A 21,133-nucleotide genomic window follows, 5' to 3' on the forward strand; every position below is an offset into this window, starting at 1 on the left:
CTCCGGCTCGACGGCCGGCGCGGCGGCGGCCTCGGCCGCGGGGGCCTCGGCCGCGGGGGCCTCGGCGGCCGGGGCCGACATCTTGCGGGTGGCACGACGACGGGTCCGCGGCGCGGGCGCCTCGGCGGGCGTCTCGGCCGGCGCCTCGACGGTCTCCGGGGCCTGCTCGGCCTCGGCCGGGGCCTCGGCGGCGACCGGCTGGGCCTTCGCCCGGGACCGCGTACGCGCCTTCGGCTCGGCCTTCGGCTCCTGCTTCGCCTCGGCCTTCTCGGGCTTCGACTCGACGACGACCTCGTAGGTCTCCGTCTCGGTCACGGCCGGCGAGGACACCGGCGCCGACACCCGGCGAGTCGCCCGGCGACGGCCGCGGGACCCGCGCGTGGCGGCGGCCTCGGCCTCCGCGATGCTCCCGTACAGCTCCTCGTCGGGGGCGATCGGCGACTCCACGGCCTGCGGCGCGGCGAGCTCCGCCGCCACCTCGGCCTCGGTCTCCCGCTCCGACTCGAACGGCACCGGGGCGGGCGCGGCCTCGTGGGCGTGCGCCTCGTGGCCGTGCTCGTGCTCGCCACCGCGGCCGCGCTTCTTCGAGCGCTTGCCGCCACCGCCGCCGCCCTGCGACGTCGGCTGCTCCATGTGGACGATGACACCGCGGCCGTTGCAGTGGACGCAGGTCTCCGAGAAGGACTCCAGGAGGCCCTGGCCGACCCGCTTGCGGGTCATCTGCACCAGGCCGAGCGAGGTGACCTCGGCCACCTGGTGCTTGGTCCGGTCGCGGCCCAGGCACTCCAGGAGACGGCGCAGCACCAGGTCGCGGTTGGACTCCAGGACCATGTCGATGAAGTCGATGACGACGATGCCGCCGAGGTCGCGCAGCCGCAGCTGGCGGACGATCTCCTCGGCCGCCTCCAGGTTGTTGCGGGTGACGGTCTCCTCGAGGTTGCCGCCCTGACCGGTGAACTTGCCGGTGTTGACGTCGACGACGACCATCGCCTCGGTCTTGTCGATCACCAGCGAACCGCCGGACGGCAGCCAGACCTTGCGGTCCAGCGCCTTCATCAGCTGCTCGTCGATCCGGTACGTGGCGAAGACGTCGACCTCGCTCGTCCACTTGGACAGGCGGTCGGCCAGGTCGGGCGCCACGTGCGAGACGTACCCGTGGATGGTCTCCCACGCGTCGTCGCCGCTGACGATGACCTTGGAGAAGTCCTCGTTGAAGATGTCGCGGACGACCCGGACGGTCATGTCCGGCTCGCCGTAGAGCAGCGTCGGCGCGTTGCCGCTCTTCGCCTTCTTCTGGATGTCCTCCCACTGCGCCTGCAGACGCTCGACGTCGCGGCGCAGCTCGTCCTCGCTCGCGCCCTCGGCGGCGGTGCGCACGATGACGCCCGCGTCCTCGGGGACGATCCTCTTGAGGATGGACTTCAGACGGGCGCGCTCGGTGTCCGGGAGCTTGCGGCTGATGCCGGTCATCGAGCCCTCGGGCACGTAGACCAGGTAGCGGCCGGGCAGCGAGACCTGGCTGGTCAGGCGGGCGCCCTTGTGGCCGATCGGGTCCTTGGTGACCTGCACCAGGACCGACTGGCCGGACTTGAGGGCGGACTCGATGCGGCGCGGGCCGTGGCCCATGCCGAGCGCCTCGAAGTTGACCTCGCCCGCGTACAGGACGGCGTTGCGGCCCTTGCCGATGTCGACGAAGGCGGCCTCCATGGACGGCAGCACGTTCTGGACCTTGCCCAGGTAGACGTTGCCGACGTACGAGGTGGCCTGCTCCTTGTTGACGTAGTGCTCGACGAGCACGTTGTCCTCGAGGACGCCGATCTGGGTGCGCTCGCCGTTCTGGCGGACGACCATCACGCGCTCGACGGCCTCACGGCGGGCCAGGAACTCGGCCTCGGTGATGATCGGGACGCGGCGGCGGCCCTGCTCGCGGCCCTCGCGGCGGCGCTGCTTCTTGGCCTCCAGACGGGTCGAGCCCTTGATGGACTGGACCTCGTCGGACGGCTCGGCCTTCTCCCGGGCCGGGCGCGGCTCGCGGACCTTGACGACCGTACGGACGCCGTCCTCGTCGGAGCCCTCGGCCTCGCCGGCGCCCTCGCCGCTGCGACGGCGACGACGGCGGCGACGGCGGGAGCTGCTGCTGCCCGCGGCGTCGCGGTCGTCGGCGTCCTCGGCCTCGTCGGCTTCGTCCGCCTCGGTCTCGGCGTGCGGCTCCTCGGCGCCTTCCTCGGCCTCCTCGGACTCGTACGCGTCCTCGGCGCCCTCCGCCTCGGCGAGCTCGCCCCGGCGGCGGCGACGGCCGCCCCGGCGACGGCGGCGCGACGGACGCTCCTCGTAGCCCTCCGTCTCGTCGACCGCGTCCTCGACGTCGGTCTCCGCCTCGGGGGTGGACTCGATCTCGGGCTCGTCGGCGGTCGTCGCCGGAACCGACTCGACGGCGACGGGCTCGCCCCGGCGACGACGGCGGCGACGCGACGGGGCCTCGGCGGCCTCCGCCGGCTCGGCGGCGACGGTGCGGGCCTGCGGCGGCGCCTGCTCCTCGACCTCTTCCTCGATCTGGTCTTCGATCTCGTGCTCGGCGGCCTCGCGGGCCACGGCGGCGGCCGCGGTCTCCGGGGTCTGGAACATGGGCTCGGTGAAGACCGGGGCCTGGAAGACGGCGACGGCCGGACGCTCGGCGCGGCGGGCGCGCGGCTTCTCCTCGGCCTCGGCGGTGAACTGCGGCGAGGTGACGCGGCGGCGGCCACGGCCCCGGGCGGGCGCGGCGGCCTGCTCGGCGGCGGCGGCCTCGGCGGCGTGCGAGGCGGTCTCCTCGACGGTGTCCTCGACCTGCGCCCCGCCGGTGTCGGCGGCGATCTCCGCGACGGCGTCCTGGCTCACGGCCGGGGCGCCGGCGGGCGCGGTGGCCTTGCGGGTGGCACGGCGGCGGGTCCGCGGGGCCGGAGCGGCCTCCTCGGCGGCCTCGGCCACCGGCTCGGCGACGGGCGCGGCCTCGACCGGAGCGGTCTCGACGACCTCGGCGGCCGGGGCCTTCTCGGACTCGGGGGCCGCGACGGCGCGGGTCGCGCGGCGGCGGGTACGGCGTGCCGGGGCGGCCTCCGCGACGGGCTCGGCCTCGGCGGCCGGAGCCGTCTCGGGCTCGGGCTCGGCGACGGCGGCCGTCTCGGCGGCCGGAGCCTTCTCGGCCTCCGGGGCCGCGACGGCGCGGGTCGCGCGGCGGCGGGTACGGCGCGCCGGGGCGGCCTCCTCGGCCGGCGCCGCTTCGGGCTCGGGCTCGGCCTCGGCCTCGGCCTCGGCGGCCGGGGCCGCGACCGGCTCCGGTGCGCTGACCTTGCGGGTGGCGCGGCGGCGCGGACGCGCGGGCGCCGACTCCTCGGCGGCGGCCGGAGCGGCGGCGACCTCGGCGGTCTGCGCGGCGGCGGCCGTGTTCTCGGCGCTCTCAGGGGTCTCGGGCGTCTCGGACGCGGCGGCCTGGGCCGTCACCGGCGGACCGGCGGGCCGGGACGCGGCGCGGCGCCGGCGGCGGGCCGGCAGCTTGTCCCCGAGCGCGTTGCTCTCGTTCTCTTCGTGCTGTTCGAGCATGCGGGCGGTTCTCCCGTCACGCCCCCGGGCGCCGCGTCCGGTTCCGGTCCGGCGGCACGAACGCGCTTCGAGCGCGGTGCCGCCGTCCGGGGCGCGGTCGCCACACGGGAGCTGTATGTCTGGCTCGCCGGTTCCGTACGCCCTCTGCGTACGGCCTGGCGAAAGTCTCCTGGTCAGTGCGCGGCCCGACCCAGGTGGCTCCCGAGTACCAGGGCTGCGCTACGACGACCGCTCCCTACGCGGCACCGGCACCCGGCGCCGTCGCCGAGGTGGTCGCGGCGGCCGTGGGTGAAGCGGCCGAGACAGCCTCGCGGTCGGCCGCGAGCGGGTCGGTCACCGTGCCGGACTCCTCGTCGAAGAGCCCCTGCGCCAGCCTGGTCACCGCTGCGGGGACCGGCGGCGCCAGGTCGGCCACAGCTCGGAGACCGGACAGGACGTCGTCGGGTCGTACGGCAGGTGTCACGTGCCGAACAACCAGCCGCAGTATCGCACAGGCGCTGTCCAGCGGCCCATTACCCGGGACGTCGCCCCGGGCGGGGGTCGCGGTCAGCTCCACGACGGCACCGCGGGTGTCGAAGGTACGGATTCCGTTCTTGGTCTTGCGCTGGACTTCCACGGTCTCGGCCGCGAGGAACGTCCCGACGGCCGTCGAAGCGTCCGCCGGCTCGACCCCGTCGAGCCGCAGCTCCCACACGGAGGCGGTGAGCCGGTCGGCGAGGCCGGAGGTACGGGCCTCGACGGCGTCGACGATGTCGAGGCCTGTCGGCATCGACTCGTCGAGCAGCCCGCGCAGGGTCTCCGGGTCACGCGCCTCGGTGAGGGCGATCTCCAGGTACTCGGCTTCGGAGCCGGTGCCCGTCGGGGCGGCGTTCGCGTACGACACCTTGGGGTGCGGGGTGAACCCGGCGGAGTACGCCATGGGCACCTCGGCACGGCGCAGGGCGCGCTCGAAGGCGCGCTGGAAGTCACGGTGGCTGGTGAACCGGAGGCGGCCTCGCTTGGTGTAGCGCAGTCGGATGCGCTGCACCGCAGGTGCGGGCGGCGGGCCTTCGGGCTGTCGCTTGCCCAGTGGTTCTTCTCCTCGGTGCGGAGCGGGCGCGGGAGGCGCGCCGCCCTCGAAATGCGGGTGGGGTGTCCCGGGGGTCCCGCCCGGCTCACCCCCGCTGTCGCGGGGAGAACTCGGGGGCGGGCGCCGCGCCGGGGACGCTTCTTCTACTACCCAGAGTACGCGCAGGGGCCACCTCGGGTTCCCGGGGCCGCTCGTCGCGTGTTCCGCCGACCAGGGCCCGCCACGCGTCGTGCCGTGCGCCGCGCACGGTGTCCCGGGCGGAGGCGAGCGCGACGCGCACGGTCTTCCGGGTCTCGGCGAGCACGGTCCGGGCCGGGGACCAGACGGCGTCGCGGAGCCAGTGGCCGACCGGGGTGCAGACCTCCTCGTAGACCCAGGCGGCGGGACGGCGGACCAGATTGCGGGCCAGCCAGGACAGGGGCCGCACGATCAGATGGCGGGCGACCCAGGCGAGGGCGCGGCCCACGGCGTGCGAGAGGAAACCGGCGGCACGCCAGCAGAGGGCGAACGCGTCGCCGATCTCGTCGGCGAGGGGAACGAGCACCCGCCGCCACAGCCAGCCGAGCGGGACGGCGACGCCGTACCGGGCCACCGGCACGACCACGTACCGCCACGCCATGACGAACGGCCAGGCCAGGGCGACGCCGACCCAGCGGGCGGCGACCGCGAGACCGTGGCCGATCCCCCGGCCGAGCCACGCGAGACCGTGTCCCGCCCCGGTCAGCAGCCACAGCAGGCCCCGGCCGACCGGAGCCAGTACGCGCGCGTAGAGCCAGACCACCGGAACGGCGACCCCGTACCGCGCCACCGGCACGACCACGTACCGCCACGCCATGACGAACGGCCAGGCCACCGCGACGCCGGCCCAGCGGCCCAGCCACACCAGTCCCTGGCCCGCCCCGGTCAGCAGCCACAGCAGCCCCCGGCCGACCGGAGCGAGCACGCGCGCGTAGAGCCAGACCACCGGAACGGCGACCCCGTACCGGGCCACCGGCACGACCACGTACCGCCAGACCATGACGAACGGCCAGGCCACCGCGACGCCGGTCCAGCGGGCGGCGACCGCGAGCGCGTGCCCGATGGCCGAACCGGCCCAGGCCAGCGCGCGCCCCACCGGGACGAAGACCCAGGCCAGGGCCCGGCCCACCGCGTCCACCAGCCAGGCGAGGGCCCGGCCCACCGGCCGCAGCACGCTCCGGTCGAGCAGCCGCCCGCCGGCCTTGAGCGCGTCCCAGGCCATGCGGACCGGCAGGACGAGGACCAGCACGACGATCCGGACCGGGATCCGGATCAGCGGGTGCGGGGCGGGTGCCGCGTACGGTGCGGGCGCCGGGTTCTGCGTGCTCATGCCCACCAAGACGCCGACGACCCGGCGGAGGGTTCACCTCCACCGGGTCGTCGGTCGCGTCATCCGGGCGTGTCGCGCGCCCGGTTCCCGCCTACTTCTTGACGGACAGCGGCAGCAGCTTCTTGCCCGTCGGGCCGACCTGGATCTCGGTCTGCATCGCGGGGCAGACACCGCAGTCGAAGCACGGCGTCCAGCGGCAGTCGTCGACCTCGGTCTCGTCGAGGGCGTCCTGCCAGTCCTCCCACAGCCAGTCCTTGTCGAGACCGGAGTCCAGGTGGTCCCAGGGCAGGACCTCCTCGTAGCCGCGCTCGCGGGTCGTGTACCAGTCGACGTCGACACCGAACTCGGGCAGCGTCTTGTCGGCGCAGCTCATCCAGCGGTCGTACGAGAAGTGCTCGCGCCAGCCGTCGAAGCGGCCGCCGTCCTCGTAGACGGCGCGGATGACCGCGCCGATGCGCCGGTCGCCACGCGAGAGCAGGCCCTCGACGATGCCGGGCTTGCCGTCGTGGTAGCGGAAGCCGATGGAGCGGCCGTACTTCTTGTCGCCGCGGATCTTGTCGCGGAGCTTCTGGAGGCGGGCGTCCGTCTCCTCGGCCGACAGCTGCGGCGCCCACTGGAACGGGGTGTGCGGCTTGGGCACGAACCCGCCGATGGACACCGTGCAGCGGATGTCGTTCTGGCCGGAGACCTCACGGCCCTTGGCGATGACGTTGATCGCCATGTCGGCGATCTGCAGCACGTCCTCGTCGGTCTCGGTCGGCAGGCCGCACATGAAGTACAGCTTCACCTGACGCCAGCCGTTGCCGTACGCGGTGGCGACGGTGCGGATCAGGTCCTCTTCCGAGACCATCTTGTTGATGACCTTGCGCATGCGCTCGGAGCCGCCCTCGGGGGCGAAGGTCAGTCCGGAGCGACGGCCGTTGCGGGTCAGCTCGTTGGCCAGGTCGACGTTGAACGCGTCGACGCGGGTCGACGGCAGCGAAAGGCCGATCTTGTCGTCCGTGTAGCGGTCGGCGAGGCCCTTGGCGATGTCGCCGATCTCCGTGTGGTCCGCGGAGGACAGCGACAGCAGGCCGACCTCCTCGAAGCCGGTCGCCTTCAGACCGCGCTCCACCATCTCGCCGATGCCGGTGATGCTTCGCTCCCGCACGGGGCGCGTGATCATGCCGGCCTGGCAGAAACGGCAGCCGCGGGTGCAGCCGCGGAAGATCTCGACGGACATGCGCTCGTGGACGGTCTCCGCGAGCGGGACGAGCGGCTGCTTGGGGTACGGCCACTCGTCGAGGTCCATGACGGTGTGCTTGGAGACCCGCCACGGCACACCGGACTTGTTGGGGACGACACGGCCGATGCGGCCGTCCGGCAGGTACTCGACGTCGTAGAACGACGGGATGTAGACGCTGCCGGTCTTCGCGAGGCGGAAGAGGACCTCCTCGCGGCCGCCGGGCCGGCCCTCGGCCTTCCACTGACGGATGATCTCCGTCATGTCGAGCACGGCCTGCTCGCCGTCGCCGATGATCGCCGCGTCGATGAAGTCCGCGATCGGCTCGGGGTTGAACGCGGCGTGGCCGCCGGCGAGCACGATCGGGTGGTCGACGGTGCGGTCCTTCGACTCCAGCGGGATGCCGGCCAGGTCGAGGGCGGTGAGCATGTTCGTGTAGCCCAGCTCCGTGGAGAAGGACAGACCGAACACGTCGAACGCGGAGACCGGACGGTGCGAGTCGACGGTGAACTGCGGGACCCCGTGCTCGCGCATCAGGGCTTCCAGGTCCGGCCACACGCTGTAGGTGCGCTCGGCGAGGACGCCCTCCCGCTCGTTCAGTACCTCGTAGAGGATCATGACGCCCTGGTTGGGCAGGCCGACCTCGTACGCGTCCGGGTACATCAGCGCCCAGCGGACATCGGCGGATTCCCACGGCTTGACCGTGGAGTTCAGCTCTCCGCCGACGTACTGGATCGGCTTCTGCACGTGCGGGAGCAGAGCTTCGAGCTGCGGAAAGACAGACTCGGCAGCAGACATCTCGAACCTTCGTGAGCTGGCAGGGGGGCGACTATCCAGCGTACCCCGGCGCTCAGTGGCCTCGTGCCGCCCGGAAGCGGGGGGCGAAGGAGCGGGACCAGAGGTCCGGGAGCTCGCGTTCGCGGTCCGCGGCGGCCGCTTCCTCGCGGCCGTACAGAACGCCCCAGGTGAAGGCGGGCTCGCCCGCCGTGGCGGCCTGCTCGGCCAGGTCGGCGAGGGCGGCGCGGGCGACGACGGAGTCCTGGTGGTCGCCGAGGCAGTCCTGGAGGCGCTTCATCCGCCGGACGAGACGGCGGGCGGGCTTGCCGAGGACGGGGGCGGCGGCCTCGGCGGCGTAGCGGGCGCGTTTGGCGGCTTTACGGGCGTCGTGCAGGGCGTGGTCGCGCTCGGGTCCCGGGGCGAGGGCGAGGGCGTGCTCGACGCGGTGGGCGAGGCGGCGGTGGTCGCGCAGGACGGCCTTGCGGAGGACCTCGCGCGCGTCCCGGTGGGCGGCGGGCAGCAGGGGCGGGTCGGTGAGCAGGGCGTCGACGCGGGTGAGCAGGGCGAGGTGGCGCGGGGAGTCCAGGACGTCGAGGGCGCGGCGGCGGGAGCCGGCGCCGTGGGTGGTGGCCCAGGTCTTGAGGCGCCGGTGGGCGGGGCCGGCGACGAGGTCGCGGGGCAGCGCGTCGAGGGCGGTGAGGAGGCGTTCGTCGAGGACTTCGAGGTCGCGGGCGGCGCCGAGTTCGCCGGCGAGCCAGCGCAGCTCGGCGCCGAGGGGGTCGGTGACGGTGCGGTCGAGGACTTTCCCGTACGTCCGCAGGGTGCTGCGCAGCCGGCGGCAGGCGACGCGCATGCGGTGGACGGCGTCGGGCAGGTCGCGGCGGACGGCGGGGTCGAGCCGGACGAGGGCGTCGGCCTGGCGGCGTACGTAGGCGAGGACGGCGGTGCCGGCGGTGCGGAGGTCGTCGGGCGGGGGCGGCGCGGGGGCGGGGGTGCCGGTCTCGGCGAGGGCGCGGGCGAGTTTCGAGGGGGCTGAGGAGGGGACGATGCCGGCCTTGGTGAGGCGTTTCTCCACCGCGTCGAGGACCGCGGGGTCGGCGTCGTCGGCGAGTTCGACCTCGATCTCGGTCCACTCGGCGGTGCGGCCGGGGCAGCCGGCGAGGCGTTCGGCGTGGACGGTGTCGACGGAGACCTCGGCGAGGAGCGTGCCGTCGGCGGCGTGGAGGTGGTGGACGTCGCGGCGGGAGCGGAGGCGGACGACGGGGTGCACGGGGGTGGTGCGGACGCGGGAGCGCAGGAGCCCCGCCAGGGAACGCGGGAGCGTGTCCGAGAGCGGGGCTCTGATCTCGTCGCGGACTCCGGTGGCGACGGGGAACTTCAGGTGCCAGCCGGCGTCGGCGCCGCCGGTGCGGCGGCGCAGGGTGAGGGAGTCGGCGGCGAGGCGGAGGTCGGCGGTGTCGTAGTAGACGGCGTCGAGTGCGGTGACGCCGCGGGGGCGGGCGGTGGCCACGCCTTTGGCGCGGGTGAGGTCGGGGAGCCGGGTCTCCCCCGTGGCCTCGTATTTGCGTTCGATCTCGCGCTTCGTCCGAGCGGACCGCACCGACGTTTCCCCTGCCGCCTCCGCCGCCCGTTTCCGTCCCATACATCGAACGTAGACCCGAAACGGGCGGGGAGGCAGGGGGAGCTAGGCCGTTATGGGCCGCTGGACCCGGATGGACTGGAGCAGGCCGATGGCCACCCAGACCGCGAACATCGACGAGCCGCCGTACGAGACGAACGGCAGCGGCAGGCCGGCCACCGGCATGATGCCGAGGGTCATGCCGATGTTCTCGAAGGCCTGGAAGGCGAACCAGGCGATGATGCCGGCGGCCACGATCGTGCCGTACAGCTCGGTCGTCTCCCGCGCTATCCGGCAGGCGCGCCACAGGATCACGCCGAGCAGCACCAGGATGAGGCCGGCGCCGACGAAGCCCAGTTCCTCGCCCGCGACGGTGAAGACGAAGTCGGTCTGCTGCTCGGGGACGAACTGGCCGGTGGTCTGGGAGCCCTTGAAGAGTCCCGAGCCGAGCAGTCCGCCCGAACCGATCGCGATGCGCGCCTGGTTGGTGTTGTAGCCGACGCCGGCCGGGTCGAGGTCCGGGTTGGCGAAGGCGGCGAACCGGTTGATCTGGTACTCGTCGAGCATGCCGAGCGTGGTGACGAGCACCGCGCCGAGGACGCCCGCGCCGATCAGGCCGAGGACCCAGCGGTTGGAGGCGCCGGAGGCGAGCAGCACGCCGAGCACGATGACGGCCATGACCATCACGGAGCCGAGGTCGGGCATCAGCATGACGATGCCCATGGGCAGGGCGGCCAGGCCGAGCGCCTTGGCGACGGTGCGGTGGTCGGGGTGCAGCTGGTCGCCCGCGTCGACCTTCGCGGCCAGCAGCATCGCCATCACCAGGATGATGGTGATCTTGACGAACTCGCTGGGCTGGAGCGAGAAGCCGCCGCCGATGACGATCCAGGCGTGCGCGCCGTTGATGGTCGCGCCGAGCGGGGTGAGCACGGCGAGGATCAGCAGGATCGAGATGCCGTACAGGAACGGGACCGCGCCGCGCAGGGTGCGGTGCCCGAGCCAGACGGTGCCGATCATCAGGGCGAGCCCGATCCCGGTGTTCAGGGCGTGCCGGAACAGGAAGTAGTACGGGTCGCCCTGGTTGAGCGAGGTGCGGCCGCGGGTGGCGGACCACACGAGCAGCGAGCCCATGAAGGACAGCGCGAGCGCCGACAGCAGGATGGGCCAGTCGAGCCGGCGCAGCACCGAGTCGCGGGCGGCGAGCCGCGCGATCGTGCCGCGCTTGGGCGCGTAGCGGGAGACGGAGAAGCCGGGGGGCGTGGTCATCGGTCAGTCCCTCCCGCGCTGAGCGGTCCCGGGCGGGCCGGCCAGCGGGTCGGTGGGTGAGCGCGGCGGGTCGGCGGGGCCGGTGGTCGGCTGCTCCGGGCCCATGACGGGGGTGTCGGCCGTCTTCCCGGCGTTCGGGCCGTACGGCTTGATGCCGGGCACGTCGATGGAGCCGTCGGCCTCGATCCTCGGCAGTGCCTTCTGCGGCTGCGGCAGCAGTGCCCGCTTCAGGTCCTGCTTGCCGGAGTCGTCGAGTCCGTACAGCGCGTCGTAGATGTTGCGCACGGCGGGGCCGGAGGCGCCGGAGCCCGTACCACCCTGGGAGATCGTCATGACGATCGAGTAGTCCTTGGTGTACGTGGCGAACCACGAGGTGGTCTGCTTGCCGTAGACCTCCGCGGTACCCGTCTTGGCGTGCATCGGGATCTTGTCCTGCGGCCAGCCGCCGAAGCGCCAGGCGGCCGTACCGCGGGTGGCGACTCCCGCGAGGGCTTCGTCTATCAGGTCGCGGGTCTCCTTGGTGAACGGCAGCTTGCCGTGCGACTTGGGCGCGAGCTCGTCGACGGTCTTGCCGTCGGCGCTGACGACGGCCTTGCCGACGGTGGGGTTCCACAGGGTGCCGCCGTTGGAGATGGCGGCGTAGATGGTGGCCATCTGGATGGGGGTGACGAGGGTGTCGCCCTGGCCGATGGAGTAGTTGACGGAGTCACCGGCGCGCATCAGGTTGCCTTCGAGGCAGTTCTCGTAGGAGAGCTGCTGGACGTAGGTGCCGCCCTTCTTGCCGTTCTTGCACCACCAGTCCTTGTTGGCGGACCAGAACTTCTGCTTCCACTGGCGGTCGGGGACGCGGCCGGTGACCTCGTTGGGGAGGTCGACGCCGGTCTCGGCGCCGAGGCCGAACTGATGGGCCGTCTTGTAGAACCAGTCGCCCGGGTTCTTCTTCGGCTTCATCCCGCCGTCCTTCTGCCACTGCTGGTGGGCGAGGGCGTAGAAGACGGTGTCGCAGGAGACCTCGAGGGCGCGGCCGAGCGAGATCGGGCCGTGGTTCTGCGACTCGAAGTTCTTGAAGACCTGGTTGCCGATGGAGTACGAGCTGGTGCAGGGGTAGCGGCCGTCGAAGTCGTAGCCGGCGTTGACGGCGGCGGCGGTGGAGACGACCTTGAAGATGGAGCCGGGGGCCGCCTGGCCCTGGATGGCCCGGTTGAGCAGCGGGAAGTTGGAGTTCTTGCCGGTGAGGGCGGCGTAGTCCTTGGCGGAGATGCCGCCGACCCAGGCGTTGGGGTCGTAGTCGGGCATCGAGGCCATGGCGACGATGCGGCCGGTCTTGGCCTCCATGACGACGACGGCGCCCGCGTCGGCCTTGTAGTTCTCGTTGGTGTTCTTGTCGAAGGTCTTGCGGGCTTCCTTCATGGCGTTGGCCAGTTCCCATTCGGCGACCGCCTGGACGCGGGCGTCGATGGAGGTGACGACGTTGGCGCCGGGCACGGCGGGGTCGCTCTGGGCCTGGCCGATGACGCGGCCGAGGTTGTCGACCTCGTAGCGGGTGACGCCGGCCTTGCCGCGCAGCTGCCTGTCGTACGTCCGCTCCAGGCCGGAGCGGCCGACCATGTCGGAGCGCAGGTAGGGCGAGTCGCTGTCCTTGGCCTTCTCGATCTCGTTGTCGGTGACGGGCGAGAGGTAGCCGAGGACCTGGGAGGTGCGGGACTTGCCGGGGGCCGGGTAGCGGCGCACGGCGGCGGGTTCGGCGGTGATGCCGGGGAAGTCCTCGGCGCGCTCGCGGATCTGGAGGGCCTGCTGGGTGGTGGCCTCGTCGGTGACGGGGATGGGCTGGTAGGGCGAACCGTTCCAGCACGGCTTGGGCGTCTTGGAGTCGCACAGCCGGATCTTGTTGACGACGTCCTCGGGCTTCATGCGCAGGACGCCGGCGAGCCGGGTGAGGACGGCCTTGCCGTCGTCCTTCATCTTCATCAGCTCGGTGCGCGAGGCGGAGACCACGAGCCGGGTCTCGTTGTCGGCGAGCGGGACGCCGCGGGCGTCGAGGACGGAGCCGCGGACGGCGGGCTGGACGACCTGCTGGACGTGGTTGTTCTTGGCCTCGTCGCCGTACTCCTTGCCGTTGCGGATCTGGAGGTACCAGAGACGGCCGCCGAGGGTGGCGAGCAGGGAGAAGACGAGAACCTGGATGACGACGAGCCGGATCTGGACGCGGGGGGTCCGCCCGGTCTCGGGGATGTTGCTCATGCTGCCGCTGCCCCCTGGGTCACAGTCGCTTGACTCCCTTGATCCGCCCGGCGCGCGAGGCGCGGCTCCGGGCGGCCTTGATACGCAGTCCGCCACGCTGGCCGCCGATCCTCAGGCCGGTGCCGGAGGAGAGCCAGCCGGAGGCGACGTCGGCCCCGTTCGCGCCCGTGGCGTCGGCGAGCGGATCGTTGTCGGCGCGCCGGGCCAGGGCCATGATCAGCGGCACCGTGAAGGGGGCCAGGAGCAGGTCGTACAGGACCGCCGTGAACAGCAGGAAGCCGAGGCCGACATGGCGGGCGGCGGTGTCGCCGACGAGGGCGCCGACGCCCGCGTACAGCAGGGTGGAGCCGATCGCGGCGGCGGCGACCACGGTCATCGGGCCGGTGGCGGACTTGAGCCGGCCGTTGTCGGGGCGGGCCAGGCCGCACAGGTAGCCGACGAGGCAGAGCACGAGGGCGTAGCGGCCGGCGGCGTGGTCGGCGGGCGGCGCGAGGTCGGCGAGCAGGCCGGCGGCGAAGCCCGCGAGGGCGCCGGTGACGTGCCCGTACACCAGGGCGAGGGCGACGACCGTGAGCAGGACGAGGTCCGGGACGGCGCCGGGAAGCTGGAGGCGGGCGAGGACGGAGACCTGGACGACGAGGGCGACGACGATCAGCGCGGCCGAGAGAAGGATGCGGTTGATCTTCACGGTGTCGCCCCCTGGTCCTGCGGCTGCTGGTTCTGGTCCGGCTGGTCGGCGTCCGGCTGACCGGCCTGCTGGTCGGCGGGCGGGGCGGCGGGCCGCTGGGCCGGCTGCCCCGGCTTGCGCTCCACGCGGCCGGTGGCCGGTCCGACCGGCGCCTGGCCGCCCATCTGCTGCCCGGGCTGCCCGCCGTCCGGTGCGGGCGGCGTGGCCGTGACGGTGACGGTCGGCGCGGGCTTGGGCTTCTGCGGCAGGACCATGTCGCGCGGGTCCGTGCGCGGGGCCTGGACGACGACGCCGACGATGTCGAGCTTGGTGAAGCCGACGTACGGGCGGACGTAGACGTTGCGGGTCAGCCCGCCGCCCGCGGGGTCGACGCGGACGACCTCGCCGACCGGCACGCCGGGCACGAACGGCTTGTCGGCCTGCGAGCCGAAGGTGACGAGCCGGTCGCCCTTCTTCACCTTGGCCTTGCCGTTGAGGAGCTGGACGAGCAGCGGGCGGTCGCCCTGGCCGGTGGCGAAGCCGAGTTCGTCGCTCTCCTCCATGCGGGTGCCGACGGTGAAGTCGGGGTCGTTGGCGAGCAGCACGGTCGACGTGGAGGGGCCGACGGTGGTGACGCGGCCGACCAGGCCGGAGCCGTTGAGCACGGTCATGTCGCGCTGGACGCCGTCGCGGGCGCCGATGTCGATGGTGACGGTCCAGGAGAAGCCCTGGGCGGCGCCGATGGCGATGACCTCGGCGCCCTTGATGCCGTACTGGCCGGCCCCGGCGGTCTTCAGCATGGAGTCGAGTTCGCGCACCCGGTTGCGGTTGCGGTCGTCGCTGCCGAGCTTCGCCTTGAGGGCGGCGTTCTCCTTCTCCAGGGCGGCGATACGGGTGTGCCGCTCCCCGGAGTCCCGGACGGCCCCTATGGCGTTGCCGACCGGGTCGACCGCGGCGGCGACGCCGTTCTCGACCGGGCCGAAGACCGCGGCCGCGGCCTGCCGGGCGCCGTCGACCGGTGACTCCTGGCCTCCTCTGATGTCCACCGTGATCAGTGCGAACGCGGTGGCGATCAGCAGCACCAGGAGCAGCCGGCTCTCTCGTGTGTCCCTCACGTGCGGCGGCCGTGCCCTTCCTCGAGTCGACGGATGATGGAGTTGTACGTGCGCGGGTACGGCTTCGCGAGGACGCGGGTGCGGGTACGCGCGCGGGGTGCCCGAGGAGCACCGCCGGGGGCGCCGGGTCCGGGGTCGCCGGGCCCGGCGGGCCGTCAGCGGCGTGGCTGGGCGTCGAGGACCTGCTGGAGGGCCTCGAACTCCTCGACGCACTTGCCGGAACCGAGCGCCACCGAGTCCAGCGGGTCCTCGGCGATGTGGATCGGCATGCCGGTCTCGCTGCGCAGCCGCTCGTCGAGGCCGCGCAGCAGGGCGCCGCCGCCGGTGAGGACGATGCCGCGGTCCATGACGTCGCCGGAGAGCTCCGGCGGGCACTTGTCGAGGGTGGTCTTCACCGCGTCGACGATGGCGTTGACCGGCTCCTCGATGGCCTTGCGGACCTCGGCGGCGGAGATGACCACGGTCTTCGGCAGGCCGGAGACCAGGTCGCGGCCGCGGATCTCGGTGTGCTCGTCCTGGTCGAGGTCGTACGCCGAACCGATGGTGATCTTGATCTGTTCGGCGGTGCGCTCGCCGAGAAGGAGCGAGTACTCCTTCTTGACGTGCTGGATGATCGCGTTGTCCAGCTCGTCGCCGGCCACCCGGATGGACTGTGCCGTGACGATTCCGCCGAGGGAGATGACAGCCACCTCGGTGGTGCCGCCGCCGATGTCGACGACCATGTTGCCGGTGGCCTCGTGGACCGGCAGGCCCGAGCCGATCGCGGCGGCCATCGGCTCCTCGATGATGTGTACCTGGCGGGCGCCGGCCTGGGTGGACGCCTCGATGACGGCGCGGCGCTCGACTCCGGTGATGCCGGAGGGCACGCAGACGACGACCCGGGGGCGGGCCAGGTAACGGCGCTTGTGGATCTTGAGGATGAAGTAACGGAGCATCCGCTCCGTGATCTCGAAGTCGGCGATCACACCGTCCTTCAGCGGCCGGACGGCGACGATGTTGCCGGGGGTCCGGCCGATCATCTTCTTCGCCTCGGCACCAACCGCGAGGATCCCGCCGGTGTTGGTGTTGATCGCGACGACGGACGGCTCGTTCAGAACGATGCCTCGACCCCTGACGTACACCAGCGTGTTGGCGGTCCCGAGGTCGACAGCCATGTCACGGCCGATGAACGACATTGAGTTCCCCTTGATTCCCATGAGGATCGTCGGGCCTTCCCTAACGGAGCGTTGACGGCTTCTCAGGTCGGCGAGGTGGTGGCTGAGAGTGAAACGGCGTGGAGTTTTCCATCGTAGTGCCGCCCGCGCGGGGGCCGCGCGGCGGACCGCCTCAGTCCACCTCTGTATAGGTGACGGAATGACGCGGCGATCCGTTCCCGGGATCGGTGATCATATGCCAGAGGGCGACCGAATTCCTTCGGTCGCCCTCTGGCATGGCTCTGTTCGGCGGAGGCCGCCCGCCGCCGGACGGGTCGGGCCTCGTTCGCCGGCCCTCGGTCAGACGAGACCGGGGAAGAAGATCTTCATCTCGCGCTGGGCGGACTCCTCGGAGTCCGAGGCGTGGATCAGGTTCTCGCGGACGATGGTGCCGAAGTCACCGCGGATGGAACCCGGGGCGGCGGCGATCGGGTCGGTCGGGCCGGCCAGGGTGCGCAGGCCCTCGATGACCCGCTCGCCCTCGACGACCAGGGCGACGACCGGGCCGGAGGCCATGAAGCCCATCAGCGGCTCGTAGAACGGCTTGCCCTTGTGCTCGCCGTAGTGCTGCTCCAGGGTGTCCTGGTCCAGCTCGCGCATCTCCAGGGCCGCGATGGTCCAGCCGGCCTTGCGCTCGATACGGCCGATGATCTCGCCGATCAGGCCACGGCGGACGGCATCGGGCTTGAGCAGGACGAGCGTGCGCTGGCTCACGGGGAAACTCCTTCAGACACTTCGGACAGACAGGGGTGTGACAGACAAGGCTGTGCGGGCCACTGAATCTACAGGGCCCGCACCGGGAGTCGTCACGCAGCGTCAGGCTCTGCGGAGCCTTCGGCGGCGGCCGCGTTCGCGGCCCAGCGGGCCTTGATCTCGTCGATCCTCCGCCCGTAGTGCACCGAGGCCCACCACAACACGGCGAAGACCGCGCCCAGGAAGAACATCACCGGGACGAAGAAACCGCTCGCGATCAGCGCGATCTGGAGCGCCCAGCCGAGCTGCACACCGCCCGGACGGGTGATCATCCCGCACAGCAGCACCGACAGGACCATGGCGATGCCGCACACCGTCCAGACCGTCGACATGGCCAGCGAGTCGTCCTTCATGGCGACCAGACCGGCGAAGCCGATCACGAAGAACTCGCCGATCAGGGTCGAGGCGCAGAGCATACGCACAGGATTCAGCCCCTCTTGAGCAGCAGCCGGGCGTCGCCGACCGTGAAGATCGAACCGGTGACGAGGACGCCGCCGCCCGCGTACTCGCCCTCTTCCTCGGCGAGCGTGATCGCGGCCTCGATGGCGTCGTCCAGGCGCGGCTCGACCACCACCCGGTCCTCGCCGAAGATCTCGACCGCGAGCGCGGCGAGCGCGTCCGGGTCGGTGGCGCGCGGGTTGGAGTTCGAGGTGATCACGATCTCCGCGAAGATCGGCTCGAAGGCCTCCAGGAGACCGCGGGCGTCCTTGTCGGCGCTCGTGGAGACCACGCCGATGAGCCGGGAGAAGCCGAAGGACTCGGTGACGGCCTCGGCCGTCGCGCGGGCGCCGTGCGGGTTGTGCGCCGCGTCCAGGACGACCGTCGGCGACGAGCGGACGACCTCCAGCCGGCCCGGCGACGCCACCTGGGCGAACGCGCGGCGGACCGTGTCGATGTCCAGGGCGCGGGCGTGCTGCGCGCCGATGCCGAAGAACGCCTCGACGGCCGCCAGCGCCACCGCCGCGTTGTGCGCCTGGTGCGCGCCGTACAGCGGCAGGAAGACACCCTCGTACTCGCCGCCCAGACCCCGCAGGGTCAGCTGCTGGCCGCCGACCGCGACCTCGCGCGCGGTGACGCCGAACTCCATGCCCTCGCGGGCCACGGTGGCGTCCGCCTCGACGGCCTTCTTCAGGAGCACCTGCGCGGCGTCGACCGGCTGCTGGGCGAGGATCACCGTGGCGTCCTGCTTGATGACACCGGACTTCTCGCCCGCGATCTCGCCCGTCGTCGAACCGAGCCGGTCCGTGTGGTCCAGGTCGATGGGGGTGACCACGGCGACCGACGCGTCGATCACGTTCGTCGCGTCCCAGGTGCCGCCCATGCCGACCTCGACGACGGCCACGTCCACCGGGGCGTCCGCGAACGCCGCGTACGCCATGCCGGTGAGGACCTCGAAGAACGACAGCCGGTACTCCTCGCGGGCGTCGACCATCTCCACGTACGGCTTGACGTCCTGGTACGTCTCGATGAACCGCTCCGGGTCGATCGGGGCGCCGTCCAGGCTGATCCGCTCCGTGATGGTCTGCACGTGCGGCGACGTGTAGCGGCCGGTGCGCAGGTCGAAGGCGCCGAGGAGCGACTCGATCATGCGGGCCGTGGACGTCTTGCCGTTGGTGCCCGTGATGTGGATCGACGGGTACGCGCGCTGCGGCTCGCCCAGCACGTCCATCAGGGCCGCGATCCGCTTGACCGACGGCTCCAGCTTCGTCTCGCCCCAGCGGGTCGCCAGCTCGTTCTCGACCTCCCGCAATGCCCGGTCGACCTCGGGGTCCTCGGGCCGGGACGGCACCGGGTCGCCCTGCGGCGGGCCGGTCATCGCGCGCAGCGTGCGGCTGCCGGCCTCGATCACCGCCAGGTCGGGGTCACGGTCGGTCGCTTCGTCGACGATGCCGTCGAACTGGTCGTCGTCGCCCTGGTCGCGCGGGTCGCTCGAGTCACTCACGCGTCCAGTCTACGGAGCGCCGGTGACAGGACCATGGACCCACCCCTTTCGGGACCTTCGCCCGACGGTCCGCCGCGGCCGGGCGGCAAAATTGGTGATCATGGACATAGGCATCGATCTCGGCACCGCCAACACCCTCCTCTACGCCCGCGGCCGCGGCATCGTCCTCAACGAACCGTCCGTCGTGGCCGTCGACATGGGCACCGGGGCGGCGCTCGCGGTCGGCACCGAGGCCAAGCGGACCATCGGCCGCACCCCCGGCTCCATCAGCGCGATCCGGCCCCTCAAGGACGGCGTCATCAGCGACTACGAAGCCGCGGAACAGATGATCCGGCACTTCGTCCGCAAGGCCGTCCCCGGACGCCGGATGCCGCGCATCCGCATGGTCGTCTGCGTCCCCAGCGGCGTCACCCCCGTCGAACGGCGCGCCATCGTCCACGCCTCGCGCGCCGCCGGCGCCCGGGCCGTCCACCTCATCGAGGAACCCATGGCCGCCGCCATCGGAGCCGGGCTGCCCGTGGCCGACCCGCGCGGCTCCATGGTCGTCGACATCGGCGGCGGCACCACCGAAGTCGCCGTCATCTCCCTCGGCGGCATCGTCACCGCCCAGTCCCTGCGCGTCGGCGGCGACCGCCTCGACGCCGCCATCGGCGACTGGGTCCGCAAGGAACACGCCCTGTACATCGGCGAACGCTCCGCCGAGGACGTCAAGATCGCGATCGGCTCGGCGTGGCCCCTGCCCGGTGAGGAGGAGTTCGAGGCGCGGACCGTGCCCGTACGGGGCCGGGAGAAGATCAGCGGGCTGCCGAAGACCGTCGACCTGACCGTGCCCGAGATCCGCCGGGCCCTCGACGAGCCGGTGGAGGCGATCATCGCGGCCGTACGGGCCACCCTTGAGGACTGCCCGCCCGAACTGTCCGGGGACGTCATGGAACACGGGATCGTGCTCACCGGAGGCGGGGCGCTGCTGCCGGGCCTCGACCTGCGGCTGGCGTCGGCGACGGGGATTCCGGTGTTCGTGGCGGAGGCGCCGCTGGACTGCGTGGGGCTGGGGGCGGGGGCGTGCGTCGAGGACTTCGACGCGCTGGAGCGGGTGCTGGGGAAGGCGGAGGTGGTCCGGTGAGGGGTGCCGGGCGGGTCGGCTAGCGGATGCCTGCCGGGAGCGTGGCCGTCACCACGTAGGCGCCGCGGGCGCGGGTGGCTTCGAGGGTGCCGCCCATGGTGGTGACGCGTTCCGCCATGGAGACCAGGCCCGTGCCCGTGGAGACCGGGGCGTGGGCCGGCGGGGTCGTCGCGAGGGGGTTGCGGACCTCGATGCGGAGGTCCGCGTCGTCGACCGTGATGGTGACCGTGACCGGCAGGCCCGGGGCGTGCTTCGTCGCGTTCGTGAGGCATTCGCGGACCACCCGGTGGACCGCCGTCTGGCGGAGCGGCGAGACGGCCTTCGCCTCCTGGGCGACGTCCAGGTGGACCGGGCTGCCCATCCGCTCGCTCTCCTCGGCGAGCGCCGCGAGGCCGTCGAGGCCGGGGGCGCCGTCGGTGCGGCGGACGATGGTCTCGTTGAGCATCCGGTGGGCCCGGCGCGCGGTGTCGGCCAGTTCCTCGAAGTCCTGCTGGTGCGCCTCTCCCCTGGCCCGTACGGACAGCACCTCGGCGCGTACGGCCAGCAGCGTCAGCTCGCGGCCCACCAGGTCGTGGACATCGCGGCCGACCTGGATGCGTTCCTCCTGGACGGCCTGCCGGACGGCGGCCTCGCGGTGCTGGACCTCCAGGGCGGCGACCAGGTCGTGGCGGTAGGCGGCGATGCCGACGCCCGCCGCGAGGACGCCGATGGGGACGACCAGGCTGAGGAAGTCGCTGAGGGTGTCGCCGTGCCGGTCCGGCCAGCCGGGCAGGTTGAAGTACGCGTACGCGGTCGCCGTGTACAGGGCGGTGGCCAGCGCGGCGGCCCGGCGGCCCCGGAAGCGGCCGAGGGAGTAGAGCGCGAACTGGATCATCGTCAGCTCGTGCAGCCAGCCCATCATGCCCAGCGCCACCACGAACGGCACCCACGGCGCCCTGCGGCGCAGCAGCAGCGTCGCCGCGCCGCCCGCGAGCGCCAGGGCCGCGGTGGGACCGGAGAGCGAGTTGTCCTCGCGGGCGAGGCCCGGGACGTCCAGGACCATCAGGCCGAAGGCGAAGAGCGCGGCGACGGCGTCCATGGCGGGCGGCGACACGGCCCACCGGTCCACACAGCGGCGCAGCGTGACAGGGGCGGGCGAGGGGAGCATGTCCCCCATCATCCCGGGTCGAAGGTCCCGAAACCGTGGCCCTGAAGTCCCGATCGGTGTGAGATCGGGCACT

General features: G+C 72.6%; 15 protein-coding genes. 1 reads left to right on the forward strand and 14 read right to left on the reverse strand.

Annotation, left to right across the window (positions count from 1 at the left end; genetic code table 11):
- The 13 genes from ABZ693_RS29155 to folC all read right to left on the reverse strand — a co-directional run.
- Positions 1 to 3,579, reverse strand: a 3,579-nt coding sequence (locus ABZ693_RS29155) for an Rne/Rng family ribonuclease (RefSeq protein ID WP_359883296.1), incomplete at its 3' end; no start/stop codon positions are given.
- A gap of 235 nt (positions 3,580 to 3,814) precedes the next feature.
- A complete protein-coding gene (locus tag ABZ693_RS29160; RefSeq protein ID WP_359883298.1) occupies positions 3,815 to 4,606 on the reverse strand; it encodes a TIGR03936 family radical SAM-associated protein in 792 nt (263 codons plus the stop codon).
- A 127-nt stretch (positions 4,607 to 4,733) separates the two neighbouring features.
- Positions 4,734 to 5,996: a hypothetical protein gene (locus ABZ693_RS29165; RefSeq protein ID WP_359883299.1), complete on the reverse strand. Its 1,263-nt coding sequence runs from the start codon at positions 5,994 to 5,996 to the stop codon at positions 4,734 to 4,736.
- A gap of 91 nt (positions 5,997 to 6,087) precedes the next feature.
- Positions 6,088 to 8,016 carry a TIGR03960 family B12-binding radical SAM protein gene (locus ABZ693_RS29170; RefSeq protein ID WP_359883301.1) on the reverse strand — a complete coding sequence of 643 codons (1,929 nt, stop codon included), beginning with the start codon at positions 8,014 to 8,016 and terminating at the stop codon, positions 6,088 to 6,090.
- Between the two features lie 52 nt (positions 8,017 to 8,068).
- Positions 8,069 to 9,595, reverse strand: a complete 1,527-nt coding sequence (locus ABZ693_RS29175) for a CYTH and CHAD domain-containing protein (protein WP_359883304.1) — start codon at positions 9,593 to 9,595, stop codon at positions 8,069 to 8,071.
- Between the two features lie 84 nt (positions 9,596 to 9,679).
- Positions 9,680 to 10,879 (reverse strand): rod shape-determining protein RodA, encoded by a 1,200-nt coding sequence (gene rodA / locus ABZ693_RS29180; protein WP_359883305.1) that lies wholly within the window; start codon positions 10,877 to 10,879, stop codon positions 9,680 to 9,682.
- Between the two features lie 3 nt (positions 10,880 to 10,882).
- Entirely contained in the window at positions 10,883 to 13,120 is a 2,238-nt protein-coding gene (gene mrdA / locus ABZ693_RS29185) for a penicillin-binding protein 2 (RefSeq protein WP_359883308.1), read from the reverse strand.
- 19 nt (positions 13,121 to 13,139) lie between these two features.
- Positions 13,140 to 13,808, reverse strand: a complete 669-nt coding sequence (mreD, locus tag ABZ693_RS29190; protein ID WP_359883311.1) for a rod shape-determining protein MreD — start codon at positions 13,806 to 13,808, stop codon at positions 13,140 to 13,142.
- Positions 13,805 to 14,902, reverse strand: a complete 1,098-nt coding sequence (gene mreC / locus ABZ693_RS29195; RefSeq protein WP_359883314.1) for a rod shape-determining protein MreC — start codon at positions 14,900 to 14,902, stop codon at positions 13,805 to 13,807. The genes mreD and mreC overlap by 4 nt, the downstream gene beginning before the upstream one ends.
- 155 nt (positions 14,903 to 15,057) lie before the next feature.
- Positions 15,058 to 16,077, reverse strand: coding sequence for a rod shape-determining protein (locus ABZ693_RS29200; RefSeq protein ID WP_359883316.1), 1,020 nt, complete (start codon positions 16,075 to 16,077; stop codon positions 15,058 to 15,060).
- Positions 16,078 to 16,395: 318 nt separating this feature from the next.
- Positions 16,396 to 16,809 carry a nucleoside-diphosphate kinase gene (ndk, locus tag ABZ693_RS29205; protein ID WP_359883319.1) on the reverse strand — a complete coding sequence of 138 codons (414 nt, stop codon included), beginning with the start codon at positions 16,807 to 16,809 and terminating at the stop codon, positions 16,396 to 16,398.
- Between the two features lie 92 nt (positions 16,810 to 16,901).
- Complete coding sequence (locus ABZ693_RS29210) at positions 16,902 to 17,270, reverse strand: DUF4233 domain-containing protein (protein WP_359883321.1); 369 nt, start codon at positions 17,268 to 17,270, stop codon at positions 16,902 to 16,904.
- Between the two features lie 5 nt (positions 17,271 to 17,275).
- Positions 17,276 to 18,790: a bifunctional tetrahydrofolate synthase/dihydrofolate synthase gene (gene folC, locus ABZ693_RS29215; RefSeq protein ID WP_359883324.1), complete on the reverse strand. Its 1,515-nt coding sequence runs from the start codon at positions 18,788 to 18,790 to the stop codon at positions 17,276 to 17,278.
- Positions 18,791 to 18,890: 100 nt separating this feature from the next.
- Here folC and ABZ693_RS29220 point away from each other — a divergent pair, with 100 nt between their 5' ends.
- Positions 18,891 to 19,913: a rod shape-determining protein gene (locus tag ABZ693_RS29220; protein ID WP_359883327.1), complete on the forward strand. Its 1,023-nt coding sequence runs from the start codon at positions 18,891 to 18,893 to the stop codon at positions 19,911 to 19,913.
- A 19-nt stretch (positions 19,914 to 19,932) separates the two neighbouring features.
- Here the strand turns inward: ABZ693_RS29220 and ABZ693_RS29225 are convergent, their stop codons facing one another.
- Positions 19,933 to 21,060, reverse strand: a complete 1,128-nt coding sequence (locus tag ABZ693_RS29225; RefSeq protein ID WP_359883329.1) for a sensor histidine kinase — start codon at positions 21,058 to 21,060, stop codon at positions 19,933 to 19,935.
- Between the last annotated feature and the right edge of the window lie 73 nt (positions 21,061 to 21,133).

The organism is Streptomyces laurentii (assembly GCF_040635425.1).
GTDB classification, from domain to species: Bacteria; Actinomycetota; Actinomycetes; order Streptomycetales; family Streptomycetaceae; genus Streptomyces; species Streptomyces laurentii.

Coding starts and splice junctions, on each gene's coding strand:
- ABZ693_RS29165 (WP_359883299.1), bottom strand. CDS start 5,996: ATGAGCACGCAGAACCCGGCGCCCGCACCGTACGCGGCACCCGCCCCG.
- ABZ693_RS29170 (WP_359883301.1), bottom strand. CDS start 8,016: ATGTCTGCTGCCGAGTCTGTCTTTCCGCAGCTCGAAGCTCTGCTCCCG.
- rodA (WP_359883305.1), bottom strand. CDS start 10,879: ATGACCACGCCCCCCGGCTTCTCCGTCTCCCGCTACGCGCCCAAGCGC.
- mrdA (WP_359883308.1), bottom strand. CDS start 13,120: ATGAGCAACATCCCCGAGACCGGGCGGACCCCCCGCGTCCAGATCCGG.
- ABZ693_RS29200 (WP_359883316.1), bottom strand. CDS start 16,077: ATGTCGTTCATCGGCCGTGACATGGCTGTCGACCTCGGGACCGCCAAC.
- ABZ693_RS29220 (WP_359883327.1), top strand. CDS start 18,891: ATGGACATAGGCATCGATCTCGGCACCGCCAACACCCTCCTCTACGCC.
- ABZ693_RS29225 (WP_359883329.1), bottom strand. CDS start 21,060: ATGCTCCCCTCGCCCGCCCCTGTCACGCTGCGCCGCTGTGTGGACCGG.